This window comes from Thalassospira sp. MCCC 1A01428 (assembly GCF_002115825.1).
Taxonomy (GTDB): Bacteria; Pseudomonadota; Alphaproteobacteria; order Rhodospirillales; family Thalassospiraceae; genus Thalassospira.
Map to the genome: position 1 here is coordinate 130,374 of NZ_JFJZ01000010.1, position 15,161 is coordinate 145,534.

Consider the following 15,161-nt stretch of genomic DNA (forward strand, 5'->3'; position numbering starts at 1 on the left):
ATATGCGTCCGGTTACTAAAAAGATTCTGATCGCAAGCGCGGCAATGCTGGCTGGCCTTGGCATGTCTTACAATGCTTCGGCTCAGGAAGTTATCAAATTTGCGCACGTTGTTGCTCCGAACACGCCGAAGGGCAAGGCTGCCGATTACTTCAAAAAGCGTGCAGAAGAAATTCTTGGCGACAAAGTCAAAGTTGAAATCTATCCGAACTCCCAGCTTTTCGATGACGACAAGGTTCTGCCGGCAATTCTGCGCGGCGACGTTCAGTTTGGCGCACCGTCACTTGCCAAATTTGGCAAATGGACCAAAAAGCTTGGCATTTACGACCTTCCGTTCCTGTTTAAAGACATGGATGCCGTTTCCTGCTTCCAGGACAGCGACAAGGGCAAGGGCCTGTTTGATTCCATGGCCAGCAAAGGTCTGACCGGTGTTGGTTACTGGCATAATGGCCTCAAGCAGCTTTCAGCCAACAAGCCGCTGCGTGAACCGGCCGATGCCAAAGGCCTGAAATTCCGTATCCAAAGCTCGGACGTTCTTGCTGCACAGTTTGAAGCTGTTGGCGCTGTTCCGCAGAAAATGGCTTTCGCTGAAACCTATTCGGCCCTGCAGACCGGCGTTGTCGATGGTCAGGAAAACACCTGGTCGAACATCTATTCGCAGAAGTTCTACGAAGTTCAGGATTACATCACCGAATCCAACCACGGCTTGCTTGACTATATGGTCGTTACCTCGACCAAATGGTGGGAAGGTCTGGATCCGGAAATTCGTGATGGTCTGACCCAGGCAATGCAGGAAGCCACCAAATACGGCAACGATCTGTCGGCTGATCTGACTGCACAGCAACGCAAGGAAGTCCTTGATTCGGGCGAAACCGAACTGGTCGAACTGTCCGATGCACAGTTCAAGGACTGGCAGACGGCAATGAAACCGGTCTGGACCCAGTTTGCGGGTGAAATCGGTCAGGACCTGATCGACGCCGCCGCAGCCTGCAACAAATAATTCCCTGTAAATCTCTCTGGATAAGGGACCGTTTACGATGATCTCGACGGTCGTTACCCGGCTGGAGGAGGGCTTCATCGCCCTCCTGCTTGCCGCCATGACTTCTCTTACTTTCGCCAATGTCATTGCCCGGTACGTGTTTAATTCCGGCATCACCTGGGCTCTGGAAATGACACAGTTCCTGTTTGCCTGGCTGATCCTGTTTGGCATGTCCTACGGGGTTAAGATTGGCAGCCATATTGGTGTCGATGCGCTGGTGAAACTGTTTCCGGCAACGCTTCAGCGCATTATCGGCCTGATCATTGTTGCGGCCGGGTTGCTTTACTGTTTCTGGATCACCAAAGGTGGCTGGGAACTGGTAACCTTCAACCACATGCTGGAAATGGAAGCCGAGGATTCACCCCTGATGCTGTGGGTCGTCTATCTGATCATGCCGATTGGCGGGGCCTTGCTGGCCTTTCGTCTGGCACAGGTCGGCTGGCGCATCATTACCGGCCGGCAAACCGGCTTCACCCTGGCTGACGAAGCCCGCGAAGCCATCGACCAGCTGGGCGGTCAGGCTGATGTAAATGACGATGCAAAGAACGGTTCACACCGTTCCGCATCATAGGCATCAAAGAGGGATCGCTTATTCATGACCATTGCATTCCTGTTTGTTCTGCTGTTCGTGCTCATGGCATTCGGCGCGCCAATTGCCCTGTCGCTGGGGGTGTCGTCGCTGGCAACCATTCTGCTGTTTGGCAGTGACAGCCTCGCAACGCTGGCAGAAAAACTGTTTAGCGGGATGGAGCATTACACCCTTCTTGCCATCCCCTATTTCATTCTTGCCTCAACCTTTCTATCGACTGGCGGTGTCGCCCGCCGTCTGATCAATTTTGCGGTTAACAGTGTCGGCTGGTTCCCTGGCGGCCTTGCCATGGCATCGGTTCTGGCCTGCATGTTGTTTGCAGCTGTGTCGGGTTCATCCCCGGCAACTGTGGTGGCGATTGGCTCCATCGTGATTGCCGGCATGGTCAAATCGGGCTATCCGCAAAGTTTTGCCGCTGGGGTGATTTGTAACGCCGGGACACTGGGCATTCTTATTCCGCCGTCCATCGTGATGGTGGTTTATGCCGCTGCAACCCAGGTGTCGGTTGGCCGCATGTTCCTGGGTGGGGTTATTCCCGGTCTGATGGTAGGCATCATGCTGATGCTGGCGATTTATGTGGTCGCCAAAATCAAAAAGCTGCCCAAACAGGATCGTCCGTCGCTTGGCGAATGGGGCGGCAGCCTGCTCTCGGCATCGGGGGGCCTGCTTCTTGTGGTCCTGATCATGGGGGGCATTTATGGCGGGGCCTTCACCCCGACCGAAGCCGCCGCCGTGGCCTCGTTTTACGCCATGCTGGTTGCGGTGCTGTTTTACCGCGACATGGGCCCGATCAAGGATCAGCCCTGGATCCCCGAGGGGGGCAATACCGGCTTTGGCGCGATTGCCACGCGCAATATCGGCCTGATGGGCAAGGCAATTGTTCTGTTACCGTTTGACAAGGACATTCGCCACGTTCTGCTTGAGGCTGGCAAAGTGACCATCATGCTGATGTTCATCATTGCCAATGCCATGCTGTTTGCCCATGTGCTGACAACCGAACGCATCCCGCATACCATTGCCGAAACCATCATTGGCTGGGGCCTTCCGGCCTGGGGGTTCCTGATTGTTGTCAATATCATCCTGCTGATTGCCGGTAACTTTATGGAACCGTCTGCCATCCTGATGATTATGGCGCCGATCCTGTTTCCGATTGCGATGAAGCTGGGCATTGACCCGATCCATCTGGGCATCATCATGGTGGTCAATATGGAAATCGGCATGATTACACCACCGGTGGGGCTCAATCTGTTTGTCACATCGGGCATAACGGGGATGCCGTTGCTTAAGGTCGTACGCGCGGCTTTCCCGTGGCTGATGATCCTGCTGGTCTTCCTGATCATCATTACCTATATCCCGGCGATTTCAACATGGTTGCCAACCCTGTTGATGGGCCCGGAAAAAGTGATGAACTACTAGCATCACCACATGATCTGACCTTCAAGGGGTATTCCGGCTGCGGAATACCCCTTTTTCATTTGTAAAATTGCATGGCTGCCATTCCGGCCTTAAAGCTTCTGCCTATTTGAACGAAACAGATTTTTATGGATAATAGACACCATTGAATCGTTTCAAACAAAATCAGGCAGGCAAAACGTTTCCTTCCCGCACTCAGGAAGACGTTTATCATTCGGGGACAAGGCCACCACCGCCCGAAAAACCGTCCGCCCGAACCACGACCCTTAATTTTATTAACCGTCATGAAAAACCGGGATCGGACCGCCCCATGAACAGCCTTGCCGTGCCGCTAAATACCAAACGGCTTGCCATTTTGCTGGCAGCACTTACCGCCATTGCGCCCTTTGCCATCGACACCTATTTGCCCGCCATTCCGGCCATGGCAAACGATTTTGGTGCGCCCATTCATGATGTCGAAGTGTCCATCAGCTGTTTTCTGATCGGCTTTGCCCTGGGGCAGTTGGTGGGCGGCCCCATGTCGGACCGCGTTGGTCGGCGCCCTGTCGCCCTTACCGGCCTTGCAATTTATGTATTCGCGAGTGCGATTATTTTAACAGTGCAAAGCCCGCTTGCCCTTAACATCATGCGGTTTGTTCAGGCCATTGGTGGCGGTTTTGCCCTTGTTATTGTCGGGGCGTCGGTGCGCGACCTGTTTGACGGCAAGGAAGCCGCGCGCATGTTTGCCCTGATCGCCGTCATCATGATGATCGCCCCGCTGGTGGCCCCGACGGTCGGTGCCGGTCTGCTCAGTTTTTCCTCATGGCGGTCAATTTTTGTCCTGCTGGTACTTTATGGCAGCCTGATGCTGGTGATTGTGTGGATGAAACTGCCCGAAACCACCAAATTGCGCCCCCGTTATGCCGGTCCGGCCCGGCGGGTGTGGTGGACCTATCTGGAAGTTTTGCGCACACGGAATGCCGTTGGCTTTATGTTGGCCCATACTGGCGCCAGTGCGGTGATGTTCAGCTTTCTCACCGACTCTCCGTTTATGTATATCGATTATTTCGGCGTTGAACCGGCCCATTTCCCCTATTTGTTCGGGGCAAATGTGCTGACCATCATCTTTTGCAACCGCATCAACAACCCGTTGCTTAAACGCATGGAATGCCACCAAATTCTGGCCATCGGCGTTAGTGTGCAACTGGCTGCGGCCGTCGCCCTGTTCGTAACCTGCAATTTTTTCACCCCGTCGCTTTATGTGGTCGTGCCTCTTATCATGGTTGCGGTTGGGGCCATCGGCCTGACGGCCCCCAATGCCACGGCATCCTTCATGCAATATTTCCCCCATATTGGCGGCACGGCAACCGCCCTGATGGGAACCATGCAGTTTTCATGCGGGGCACTGGCCGGGGTATTTTTAGGCTGGTTGCATGCCTTTGAAGATGGATTATGGCCGGTCACCACCTGCATGTTGGGTTTTGGCATTTTTGCCAATATCATGACTCATCTGGTTGCCAAACCCAAACAGGCCACCGAAAACACCGCCATCGCCATTTAAACCAACAGGGCCGCCATCACGGCCCTGTTGCCATCTACCCGGCCCTTCCCCGTCATAAACTGCGGAATAAAGCCAATGTCCCTGATGGATTTTAACGACTGCGGACTGGTGTTGGCCCGCTATAACAGCTGGCAAAACCAGGTTTTGTTTGCGTTATGCGATCAGATTGGCGATGACGCCCGCAAACAAAGCCGGGGCATGTTCTTTGGGTCGATCCATGCAACCCTGAACCATATTCTCTATATCGATCAGCGTACTTTATCCCTGCTAAACGGCGGCACCGTGGGCGCATTTACACCGACAATTATCATTGCCGATGATTTTACAAAGCTAAGGCGCCTGCGCGTTGAAACCGATAATGCAATTGACGATTTCGCCAACAGGCAAAACCCGGCATGGCAGGATAAAACCCGCATCTTGCAAGATATTGATGGCAAAACAAACGATGTCCCTTTGCAGATATTTTTTCTGCAAATGTTTAACCACCAAACTCATCATCGTTCACAAATCACGGCCGAGCTTTACAAAATGGGCCTTGATTATGGTGTAACCGGCATGCCGTTCACACCCAACCTGCCCTTCTGAATTTCAAGAACAACTGGAAAAACCAACATGCCACTTATGGATTTCAACGCCTGCGGGCAGGAACTGGCCCGCTATAACAGCTGGCAAAACCGCGTTTTGTTTGACTTGTGCGACCAGATTGGCGACGACGCCCGAAGGCAGGATCGGGGTATGTTCTTTGGGTCGATCCATGCAACGCTGAACCATATTCTGTATATCGATCAACGTATTTTAACCCTGCTAAATGGCGGCAACCCCGGCGCATTTACCCCGACAATCACCATAGCCGATGATTTTGCAAAACTGCGTCGCCTGCGCGTTGAAACAGATGCCACCCTGCAAACCCTTACCAGTTCGGGAAACACAGCATGGCAGGATAACATTCGCACCCTGGCCGATGTAACGGGGAAAGTGCGCGATGTGCCGTTACAGGTGCTATTTCTGCAAATCTTTAACCATCAAACCCATCACAGGTCGCAAATCACCAGCGAACTGCATAAAATGGGCATCGATTATGGTATTACCGACATTCCGCTAACCCCGAATATGCCGTTCTAATCACAAACAATAGCGGCTATCGGCCCTGAAAAACCGGTTTGCGTTTTTCAAGAAACGCCGAATAGCCTTCCTCGAAATCATCGCTGTCAAATGCCAGATAGGCCTCGTCAAATTCACGGGCCGAAATACTGCCCCCTTCAGTCAGCCGGTTGATCATTTTTTTATGCATCCGCTGGCTGATCGGTGCGCCCCGGGCGATCCGGTTACTGACATTGGCAATTTCGCTGTCAAAATCAGCCAACGGCACGACCTGACTAACCAGGCCAATATGCTGGGCACGGCTGGCATCAAACATTTGCCCTTCAAACAGCACTTCCATCAAGGTCGCGCGTCCCAGCACATCAAGCAGAATTTGCAGTTCCGGATAACCCAGTGTTGCCCCCAGTTTCATAGGGGGCATCATGAAACGGGCATCATCGGCGGCAATGCGAAAATCGCACGCCGCCGCTAAAACCATTGATGCGCCGACGCAAACCCCGTCTATCGCGGCAATAACCGGATGCATACAGGACTGAATATTTTGCAATGCCTCGGCATGAAGCAGGCCATAATCACGGGCCTTGTTAAAGCCGCGCCGTTCGCGCACAAATTCATGAATATCAGCCCCGGCACCAAACCCGGCACCGGCACCACCGCGAATAACCACACAGCGCAAATCATCGCGCGCGCCCAAATCGGCAATCATCCGCGAAAGTTCGGCCCACATCGGTTTTGTTAGCGCATTTTTACGTTCAGCCTGATGAATGGTCACGGTGGCAATGCCCGCATCGATATTTGCAATCAGCCCGGCGTCTGTCATCATGGCACTGCCCCCTTAAAGCAAATAATTCCGTGTGGTTACCGATAACGCGATTTGCGCCAATTGCCAATCCGCCACAGGTTCGCCATTACAATAAATTACAATTCACAGATGTGCATCTTCAATTCCAGCCACCCGAAATTACAATCTGCCTATGCTGGTGATATCCTGCCTCAAAACATCATTTTGTTTTAGATCTGATATTTCCATTCTGTCGGTATAACTTTGCTGGCAGACATCAATAAATTGTTATTCCTGACCATTTGGTCAGCGGCTTTTCTTTGCGCTTTGGCCGATAAAAGGCTAAGACGGGCGCGTTATCCGAGCCCAGAGGAAATACAGCCATGTCAGACCCGTCCAAAACTGCTTCGCATTGTTCATATGCTGCCAAAACTGTCGCCCGTATCCTGCTTGATATCGGTGCGGTCAATTTTCGCCCGGAAGAACCCTATATCCTGACATCCGGCTGGGCCAGCCCCACCTATATTGATTGTCGCAAGCTGATTTCGTTTCCGCGTGCCCGCCGCAAAGTCATTGATCTTGCCGCCCGCCAGATTTCGGACAATGCCGGTTACGAACGGTTTGACGCTGTTGCCGGTGGTGAAACAGCTGGCATTCCCTATTCAGCCTGGCTGGCCGAGGCCCTGGACCTGCCGATGCAATATGTGCGCAAGAAACCCAAAGGTTTTGGTCGCCAGGCCCGCATCGAAGGCGATATTCATGAAAACCAGCGTGTTTTGCTGGTCGAAGACCTGGCAACCGATGGCGCATCAAAGGTTAACTTTGTTAATGCTCTTCGTGACGCCGGTGCCGAATGCAAACATGCGTTTGTTGTCTTCTTTTATGGCGTGTTCCCCAATGCCCTTGAAGAACTGAAAAAAGACGATATCGAACTGCATTATCTATGCACCTGGCACGACGTGTTGGCTGTCGCCCAGGAAGGCGAATATTTCAGCAAGGAAGCGATTGCCGGTGTACGTGATTTTCTGGCCGACCCGATTGGCTGGTCAAAATCGCATGGCGGCAAACACGATTAATTCCTGCTTTTCGCCGCCAAATCAACCGATGTTGAAAGCCGCCCCAACCGGGCGGCTTTTTGCATGGAAGCAACACGGCGTTGCACCAAAGCAAAAATTCAATCACATTGAAAGACAATGACAATTTGACGGGTCCGCCCGCGCGACGGAGGCATGAATGCGTAAACTGATCGGGATTTTGCTGTTAGGCTGGGTCACCCTGACATCAGCCGGCATTGCCCAGGCCAACGAAACCCTTAAAATCGGTATTAGCGGCTACCCCGAAACCTTGCATCCTGCCTTTTCATCCTCTGCGGTGCAATCCTATATCCTGGGCTTCGTCCGCCGTCCGATCATGGTTTATAATCACGCCTGGAAAATCGCCTGTATGCTTTGCGATGCAGTGCCATCCTTTGACAATGGCCTTGCCAAAAAAGTCCCGCTTGCCAATGGCAAGGAAGGCGTACAGCTTAGCCTGTCATTACCCGAAAGTGCCAAATGGGGTGACGGCGAACCGCTAACAACCAAAGACGTTGCCTTTAGCATTGCCGTTGGTCAAAACAAGGATGTTGCCGTTGCCGACAAGGAAGTTTTCGACCGGATTGTCGATTTCAAAATCGTTGATGACCACCATTTCACTGTCACCCTCGACCGGATCGATTACAGCTATAATGCCTTTATGGGTGTTGAAATTTTACCGGCCCATCTGGAAAAACCGATTTTTGATGAAGACCCGGCAACCTATCAAAAACGCAGCCTGTATGTCACGGCACCCGCGACCCCCGGCCTGTGGTTTGGCCCCTATCTGGTGACAAAGGTCATTACCGCCAGTGCCGTGATGCTGGAAGAAAACCCTTACTGGTGGGGGAAAAAACCGCAAATCGCCGCCATACAACTGCGCAATTTTGAAAACACAGCCGCCCTTGAGGCATCCTTGCGCGCAGGCGAGATTGATTATACCCCCGGCGAAATCGGCCTGTCGCTGGATAAAGTGATCGGTTTTGAAAAACGGTTCGGCGATCAATACGATATTATTTATAAAAAGGGCCTGTCATTTTATCATCTTGACGTTAACAGTGCCTTTGCCCCGCTGGGAGACCGCCGGGTACGTCAGGCATTGCTATATGCCATTGACCGCAATGAAATCAGCCAGAAACTGTTTGCCGGTAAAAATGCGCCAACGCTGGATTTCATTCATCCTGACGACCCGGTTTTTACCGACGATGTTCCCCATTACCAATTTGATCCCGAAAAAGCAGATGCCCTGTTAAATGACGCCGGATGGACGCGCACAGGCAAGGCCATGCGCAAAAATGCCACGGGCGAAACCCTGCATTTCACCCTGTATGGCGCTACAGAAAGCAGCACCGGACAGTTAATTCAGCAAGTCTTGCAAAACCGCTGGAAACAGGCGGGTATTGATGTGGATATTTTAAACCAGCCCGCCCGGGTTTTGTTTGGCGAAACCCTGCCGCAACGCAAGTTTGATGGCCTGGCGATGTTTGGCTGGATATCGGCCCCCGAACACTTGCCACTCACCATTTTAAAATCCGATCAGATCCCAACCGCCGAAAACCATTACGAAGGTCAGAACTATACCGGATATAAAAATCCCAAAGTCGATGCCCTGATTGACCAGATCGAGCTGGAGCTTGATTTTGATAAACGCGTTCCGCTGTGGCACGAATTGCAAAAAATATATGCAACCGACCTCCCCGCCCTGCCCCTTTATCATGGTGAAAGCGGTTTCATTTTCCCCAAATGGCTAAAGGGCATTCGCCCGACGGGCCACATGTATCCCAGCTCGCTTTGGGCTGAGGAATGGTATCGCACGGATCAATAAACAGACATGCGGCGTTTTATTTTCAGTCGGCTTTGGCAAACCGCATTGGTCATGGTTTTGGTATCGTTTGGCGCCTATGTCCTGATCGGGCTGATGCCGGGCGACCCGATTGATCTGATGATCACGGCCAATCCGTCTATCACATCCGCCGATGTTGCCCGTCTTAAAGGCCTCTACGGGCTGGATCAGCCGTTAATTCTGCGCTGGCTGCACTGGTTGTGGGCGGCCCTGAACGGGGATTTTGGCTATTCCCGCCTGTTTACCCAACCTGTCACCACATTGATTGGTCCGGCCTTGGTCAACAGCCTGAAACTGATGCTGGCAAGCTGGGCGCTATCGCTGGCCATTGCCCTTCCTGCCGGCATTTATGCAGCGTTAAAACCGCAATCCTTTCGCGATTACGGCATTAACCTTGCCGCTTTTGCCGGCGTATCGATCCCGCCTTTCTGGCTGGGGCTGGTGGCGATTTTGGTTTTTGCCGTCACCCTGCGCTGGTTGCCCGCCGGCGGCACGGGCCAGCTTGACAATGCCAGTGGCTGGGAGGGCTTACGCTATATGGTTTTGCCCGTCGCAACCCTGACCATTGCCAGTGTCGGATCGCACATTCGCTTTGTCCGTGGATCCATGATCGAGGTTATGCGCCAGGATTTTATCCGCACGGCACGCGCCAAGGGCCTGTCGGAACGCGGCGTTGTCATCCGCCACGCCTTGCGCAATGGCATGATGCCGGTCGTGACCCTGCTGGGGCTGGAATTTGGCAGTTTGTTTTCGGGCGCATTGATCACGGAAACCCTGTTTTCATGGCCCGGCATGGGGCGACTTATTTACAATGCGGTGATCGGGTCTGATTACAATCTGGCAATGGCCGGGTTGATGCTGGCAACGCTGGTTACCTTGATCGGCAATTTGCTGGCCGACATTGGCTACAAACTTCTCGATCCGCGGGTGAAGCTGTCATGACCCAGCCGCAAAAAAGCAACATCACCCCCCATTCCCATCCCAAATCCGCCAGCCCGTGGCGTCTGGCAGCACGGCGGTTTTCGCGCCATAAGCTGGCATGGATCAGCTTGCTGATTCTGATGCTGTTTGCCATTGCATCGCTATGCGCGCCGCTGGTTGCCCATTTTCTGGGAACGGACGCGCAGGCGGTTGATTTATTCTCGCGCTATGGCGCACCCGGCCCTGATCATCCGCTCGGTACAGACGAACTGGGCCGTGATGTATTACTGCGCCTGTTATATGGCGGGCAGGTATCGTTAATGGTCGGGGTTAGTTCGGCTTTGTGTGCAGCGGTTCTTGGCACCATCATTGGTGTGATCGCCGGGTTTCGTGGCGGCTGGATCGACGGCTTTTTAATGCGTTTTACCGATGGGGTTATATCCCTGCCGTTGCTGCCATTGTTAATTGTACTGGCCGCGATTGACCCTGGCAAACTTGGCATTCCACGCGACATTATCAATGGCGAAAGTTTCAGCCTGTATCGCATTATCCTGATCATTGCCCTGTTCGGCTGGACCACCGTGGCACGGCTGGTACGTGCGGCAACACTGGCCCTGCGCGAACGCGAATTTGTAATGGCGGCAAGGGCGCTGGGCGGTGGACCGGTGCGCATTGTTATGCGCCATATTTTACCCAATGTTGTTACGCCCATCATCATTGCCACCACGCTGGCAGTGGGCAATGTGATTTTGATGGAAAGCGTACTTAGTTTTCTGGGCCTGGGTATTCAGCCCCCTGTGCCCAGTTGGGGAAATATGCTGACCCATGCGCAGGAATTTATCTGGGATGCCCCGCTGTTGGCCCTATGGCCGGGATTGCTGATTTTTATGACCGTTATTGCGGTAAACTTTTTGGGTGACGGGTTACAAGACGCACTGGACCCACGGGCAGATACGGACAAAATGCCCGACGCTGGACAGAATGACGCACAAGCGGCACAATGGAATGATCCAAGGGAAACAACGTCATGACGGCGACACCCCGGAACCGGGGCGACGCAACCGGTAGGCAAAGGAGCCTTGCATGACATATCAAAGCATATTTGAACGGCTCGCTTCGCTGGCAGGTTTGGCAACGCTTTTGGCCATCACGGCCTGTGCGCCAACCTATTCGCAGCAACAAAATGCAGCCAACGCCACACCATCCGGTATTGTCACCCCCTGGAGCTGGAACGAACAAAAGCCCCCGGCAGCACAACCACAAGCAACCGCGCCTGCGGCACAAGCAGCCCCCGTTGCCTCCAGCCCGTTTACAAAGGACAAAGCCCAACCGGCACCGTCAACGCCGGTCGAAAGCATCGCGCTATCGCCATTACAAAAAAACGAACTTGAAGAGGCCCGTATTGCCCTTGGCATTCTGGACCGCATGGCAAACCGCTGCCTGACCGAAGCAGATGCCGCGTCCTGCACCACTTTACAAGTCAACTGGCCCAACCTGTCACGGCAATTACGCCAAAGCCTGAGCGTGATTTCAGGCGAGGACTTTGCCGATCCCATCGTCCCGCAAACCGGCAGGAGTTTTCCGGTAACATCGTCACAAATGGGCAATGTACCACGCCGCCCGGCCACCGCGCCGCAAATGGCCCCGTCAATGCAAAAGGAAATTCCGATATCGCCCGGCGGCTAGACAACGTCCGCCGGTAAATCGAAAATTCCGACATAGTGTTTCGTCGCAAACACATTGAATTTTCAAACCAATGCCCTTAACGTTTGCGCGCATTACGTTATTTGGACTGCACACGGGCAGGTTTTTAAGCGTTGTTTTGAGATAGAACAAAGTTAACGTCAAATCGCTGGTTTATCCTGCCTTCATCATTATCGCCCGGCTGTTTTAACCCTTTGTCCGGGCCGCGCAGGAAGGAGCTTCTGGCAGATGTTTCGTGATATGCTTGTTCACATCGACAATACCAAACCATGCACCGAAAGGTTGTCGGTTGCGCTGACGGTTGCAAAGGCACACAAAGCCCATCTGACCGGTGTTTATGTTTTACCGCGCGCCGAAATTCCACGTTTCATGGAAGTCCAGATTTCGGCTGACATCATGGAAGCCCAGCGCCGCACCATCCGCGAAGGTGCCGCTGAAGCCAAAGTTACCTTTACCGATGCCTGCGAAAAAGCCGGTGTGCCGTTTAGCTGGCAGGAAGTAAATTGCCTGGCAACCGAAATTGCCGACACCGTTGCCATGTATGCCCGCCATCATGACCTGACGGTTCTGGGCCAGTATGACCCGGAAAGTTCTGATCCGTCGTCGACATCGGAAATGCCCGACAAGGTTATTCTGACCGCCGGCGCGCCGGTTCTGGTTGTGCCACGTTATGGCAAATACGAAACCGTTGGCACCCGTGTCATGGTCGCATGGAAACCCTATCGCGAGGCTGTTCGCGCCGTAAATGACGGCATGTCGTTTCTGGAAAATGCCAAATCGGCGCTGGTTCTGTGTGCGGACCCCAACAAAGCCGCGCGTGACTCCATTCCGGTTCCCGGTGTGGACATTGCCGACCGCCTGGCACGCCACGGCGTTAATGTGCGCAAGGAAACCATGAATGCCGAAGGCATCAGTGTGGGTGACCTGTTATTGTCGCGCGCCGCTGATGAAAGCATCGATTTGATGCTGTGCGGGGCCTATGGCCGCCCGCGCCTGCGCGAACTGATGCTGGGCGGTGTCACCCAACACCTGCTTAAACATATGACGGTTCCGGTGCTGTTTTCGCACTAGTCTTTTTCAATATCCCGTCGACCATTCGCACAAAACGGCTGATCGCAAGATTGGCCGTTTTGCCTTTGCGCCTGCCCCGCCGCGCGCAAAATTGCACCTTCCTGCCTTTTTTCGGTTTGTTGATCCCCTTGTCGCAGTGCCCCGTCGCCGCATTTCCATCCCTGATGCAAGAAATGATTCCCCCTTGCGAAACAAGCCGATAAAGTCGCGACAAACATCCTTACCCGATTTACGAGGTTCACCATGTCCACCACCACAGATACCTCCCCGGAAACCACAAGCAGTTCGTTGGGAAATTCTGCTGCCAGCCGCGACGTTGCCAGTGTTTTGCACCCTTACACCAATTTTACTGCGCACGAAAAAACCGGCCCGCTGATCATTACCAAAGGCAACGGTATTTATGTGAGCGACGATAATGGCCGCGACTATATCGAAGGTATGGCTGGTCTTTGGTGTGCATCGCTGGGCTTTAGCGAAAAACGGCTGGTGGCTGCGGCAACAAAACAGCTGGAAACCCTGCCATTTTACCATAACTTTGCCTCGCGCAGCACCGACCCGACCATTGATCTGGCGGCAAAACTGCTTGAACTGGCCCCGGTGCCGATGTCGAAAATATTTTTCGCCAATTCCGGGTCCGAGGCCACGGACAGTGCGATAAAAATGGTGTGGTATTATCACAATGCCATTGGCCGCCCGGAAAAGAAAAAAATCATTTCGCGCAAGCGCGGCTATCACGGGGTAACGGTGGCTTCGGCATCGCTAACCGGGCTGCCGGGCAATCATAAACTGTTCGATTTGCCAATTGATCGCATTTTGCACACCGAAACCCCGCATTTCTGGCGCGAAGCCCAGCCCTATGAAACCGAAGAAGATTTTGCCACCCGTATGGCCGAATCACTGGAAGACCTGATTCAAGCCGAAGGCCCCGAAACAGTCGCCGCCTTTATCGCCGAACCGATCATGGGGGCTGGCGGGGTGGTTGTACCGCCACGCACCTATTTTGAAAAAATTCAGGAAGTGCTGGACCGCTACGACATTCTGTTTATTGCCGACGAGGTGATTTGTGGTTTTGGCCGTACCGGGCGCATGTTTGCCACCGAAACTTTCCGCCTTAAACCCGATATGATCACGGTGGCAAAGCAGCTTTCATCGGCCTATCAGCCGATTTCAGCGCTGTTCATCAATGAAAAGATTTATCAGGCTCTGAAAAAAGGCGCGGATGAAGTTGGCGTATTCGGGCATGGTTTTACCTATTCCGGCCATCCGGTTGCCGCTGCCGTTGCCCTTGAAACCCTTAAAATTTACGAAGATGATGGCATTATTGATCATGTTCGCAGTGTTATGGGGCATTTTCAGCAACGCCTGCGCGATCTGAACAAATTTGAAAATGTTGGAGAAACCCGGGGCAAGGGCCTGATTGGTGCCTTTGAACTGGTGGCTGACAAATGTGCCAAAACACCCTTTACCCCAACCGGTTGGGCAGGAAAGGCCGTTGCCGAGCTTTGCCTGCAACACGGGGTTATCCTGCGCGCGATGGGCGACAGCGTTGCCATGTGCCCGCCATTAATCATTACCGATGCGCAAATTGATACCATGTTTGACGGCATAGAAGCCGCCCTGACCCAGTGGCAACAGGCAATTTAACGGCTATCACCCTGCCCGGCGCAGACTCGATCTTTCCCGGGGCCTTGCATATCGCTCAGGCCCCGGGCGTTCACACCTGCCAGGCGACGGACCAATAATTTAGAAACGATGTTTCATGGTGCGTTGCAGCGACTCTGTCATCGGATATTTCGCAACTCATCGGGGCGAAGACCGTGGGAATTTGCACCAGAACTGCCTGCCAGATAATTGATTTTCATCACATAACCGTGTTGAAACAGTCACGGTTTCGCATATTTCTTGCCATTTAAACCACGCATGTGTGCCATGTGGGCAAAATTACGGCAGTTGGGCTTGCCAAACCCGGCCATTACCGCCAAATTGGTGCCAGGGGCGAGATCGACACATAACAGGATGGAACGCCTTTCTGCCAGCATGGTTCGTGGTGAGACTGGAATCGCTTAAAAATTTGATGCGGGTCAATGC

At 53.3% G+C, this 15,161-nt stretch carries 14 protein-coding genes; 13 read left to right on the forward strand and 1 reads right to left on the reverse strand.

Annotated features, from left to right (window positions below):
• Positions 1–2: 2 nt before the first annotated feature.
• The 6 genes from THS27_RS10760 (at position 3) to THS27_RS10785 (ending at position 5,701) form a co-directional block, all read left to right on the forward strand.
• A complete protein-coding gene (locus THS27_RS10760) occupies positions 3–998 on the forward strand; it encodes a TRAP transporter substrate-binding protein (RefSeq protein ID WP_085590661.1) in 996 nt (331 codons plus the stop codon).
• 37 nt (positions 999–1,035) lie between these two features.
• Entirely contained in the window at positions 1,036–1,608 is a 573-nt protein-coding gene (locus THS27_RS10765) for a TRAP transporter small permease (protein ID WP_085590663.1), read from the forward strand.
• A 24-nt stretch (positions 1,609–1,632) separates the two neighbouring features.
• Positions 1,633–3,042 carry a TRAP transporter large permease gene (locus THS27_RS10770; protein ID WP_085590665.1) on the forward strand — a complete coding sequence of 470 codons (1,410 nt, stop codon included), beginning with the start codon at positions 1,633–1,635 and terminating at the stop codon, positions 3,040–3,042.
• Positions 3,043–3,349: 307 nt separating this feature from the next.
• Positions 3,350–4,579, forward strand: coding sequence for a multidrug effflux MFS transporter (locus tag THS27_RS10775; protein ID WP_139835544.1), 1,230 nt, complete (start codon positions 3,350–3,352; stop codon positions 4,577–4,579).
• A 75-nt stretch (positions 4,580–4,654) separates the two neighbouring features.
• Positions 4,655–5,164: a DinB family protein gene (locus tag THS27_RS10780; RefSeq protein WP_085590669.1), complete on the forward strand. Its 510-nt coding sequence runs from the start codon at positions 4,655–4,657 to the stop codon at positions 5,162–5,164.
• A gap of 27 nt (positions 5,165–5,191) precedes the next feature.
• On the forward strand, positions 5,192–5,701 hold the full coding sequence (locus THS27_RS10785; protein WP_085590671.1) for a DinB family protein: 510 nt from the start codon (positions 5,192–5,194) through the stop codon (positions 5,699–5,701).
• A gap of 16 nt (positions 5,702–5,717) precedes the next feature.
• On the opposite strand, the gene THS27_RS10790 is transcribed toward THS27_RS10785, so the two are convergent.
• Positions 5,718–6,503, reverse strand: coding sequence for an enoyl-CoA hydratase/isomerase family protein (locus tag THS27_RS10790; protein WP_085590673.1), 786 nt, complete (start codon positions 6,501–6,503; stop codon positions 5,718–5,720).
• A gap of 341 nt (positions 6,504–6,844) precedes the next feature.
• Here THS27_RS10790 and THS27_RS10795 point away from each other — a divergent pair, with 341 nt between their 5' ends.
• The 7 genes from THS27_RS10795 to THS27_RS10830 all read left to right on the forward strand — a co-directional run bounded on the left by THS27_RS10795 (position 6,845) and on the right by THS27_RS10830 (position 14,717).
• A complete protein-coding gene (locus tag THS27_RS10795; protein ID WP_085590675.1) occupies positions 6,845–7,537 on the forward strand; it encodes an orotate phosphoribosyltransferase in 693 nt (230 codons plus the stop codon).
• 157 nt (positions 7,538–7,694) lie between these two features.
• Positions 7,695–9,359, forward strand: coding sequence for a peptide ABC transporter substrate-binding protein (locus THS27_RS10800; RefSeq protein WP_085590677.1), 1,665 nt, complete (start codon positions 7,695–7,697; stop codon positions 9,357–9,359).
• Positions 9,360–9,365: 6 nt separating this feature from the next.
• Complete coding sequence (locus THS27_RS10805; protein WP_085590679.1) at positions 9,366–10,319, forward strand: ABC transporter permease; 954 nt, start codon at positions 9,366–9,368, stop codon at positions 10,317–10,319.
• Complete coding sequence (locus THS27_RS10810) at positions 10,316–11,329, forward strand: ABC transporter permease (protein WP_085590681.1); 1,014 nt, start codon at positions 10,316–10,318, stop codon at positions 11,327–11,329. The genes THS27_RS10805 and THS27_RS10810 overlap by 4 nt, the downstream gene beginning before the upstream one ends.
• A gap of 52 nt (positions 11,330–11,381) precedes the next feature.
• Positions 11,382–11,984, forward strand: coding sequence for a hypothetical protein (locus THS27_RS10815; protein ID WP_085590683.1), 603 nt, complete (start codon positions 11,382–11,384; stop codon positions 11,982–11,984).
• Positions 11,985–12,230: 246 nt separating this feature from the next.
• Complete coding sequence (locus THS27_RS10820; protein ID WP_085590685.1) at positions 12,231–13,073, forward strand: universal stress protein; 843 nt, start codon at positions 12,231–12,233, stop codon at positions 13,071–13,073.
• Between the two features lie 243 nt (positions 13,074–13,316).
• A complete protein-coding gene (locus THS27_RS10830; protein WP_085590689.1) occupies positions 13,317–14,717 on the forward strand; it encodes an aspartate aminotransferase family protein in 1,401 nt (466 codons plus the stop codon).
• Positions 14,718–15,161: the final 444 nt, after the last annotated feature.

Bases quoted from the DNA above. Each gene is read 5' to 3' on its own strand.
- THS27_RS10760 (WP_085590661.1), top strand. From the start codon at position 3: ATGCGTCCGGTTACTAAAAAGATTCTGATCGCAAGCGCGGCAATGCTG.
- THS27_RS10765 (WP_085590663.1), top strand. From the start codon at position 1,036: ATGATCTCGACGGTCGTTACCCGGCTGGAGGAGGGCTTCATCGCCCTC.
- THS27_RS10770 (WP_085590665.1), top strand. From the start codon at position 1,633: ATGACCATTGCATTCCTGTTTGTTCTGCTGTTCGTGCTCATGGCATTC.
- THS27_RS10775 (WP_139835544.1), top strand. From the start codon at position 3,350: ATGAACAGCCTTGCCGTGCCGCTAAATACCAAACGGCTTGCCATTTTG.
- THS27_RS10780 (WP_085590669.1), top strand. From the start codon at position 4,655: ATGTCCCTGATGGATTTTAACGACTGCGGACTGGTGTTGGCCCGCTAT.
- THS27_RS10785 (WP_085590671.1), top strand. From the start codon at position 5,192: ATGCCACTTATGGATTTCAACGCCTGCGGGCAGGAACTGGCCCGCTAT.
- THS27_RS10790 (WP_085590673.1), bottom strand. From the start codon at position 6,503: ATGATGACAGACGCCGGGCTGATTGCAAATATCGATGCGGGCATTGCC.
- THS27_RS10795 (WP_085590675.1), top strand. From the start codon at position 6,845: ATGTCAGACCCGTCCAAAACTGCTTCGCATTGTTCATATGCTGCCAAA.
- THS27_RS10800 (WP_085590677.1), top strand. From the start codon at position 7,695: ATGCGTAAACTGATCGGGATTTTGCTGTTAGGCTGGGTCACCCTGACA.
- THS27_RS10805 (WP_085590679.1), top strand. From the start codon at position 9,366: ATGCGGCGTTTTATTTTCAGTCGGCTTTGGCAAACCGCATTGGTCATG.
- THS27_RS10810 (WP_085590681.1), top strand. From the start codon at position 10,316: ATGACCCAGCCGCAAAAAAGCAACATCACCCCCCATTCCCATCCCAAA.
- THS27_RS10815 (WP_085590683.1), top strand. From the start codon at position 11,382: ATGACATATCAAAGCATATTTGAACGGCTCGCTTCGCTGGCAGGTTTG.
- THS27_RS10820 (WP_085590685.1), top strand. From the start codon at position 12,231: ATGTTTCGTGATATGCTTGTTCACATCGACAATACCAAACCATGCACC.
- THS27_RS10830 (WP_085590689.1), top strand. From the start codon at position 13,317: ATGTCCACCACCACAGATACCTCCCCGGAAACCACAAGCAGTTCGTTG.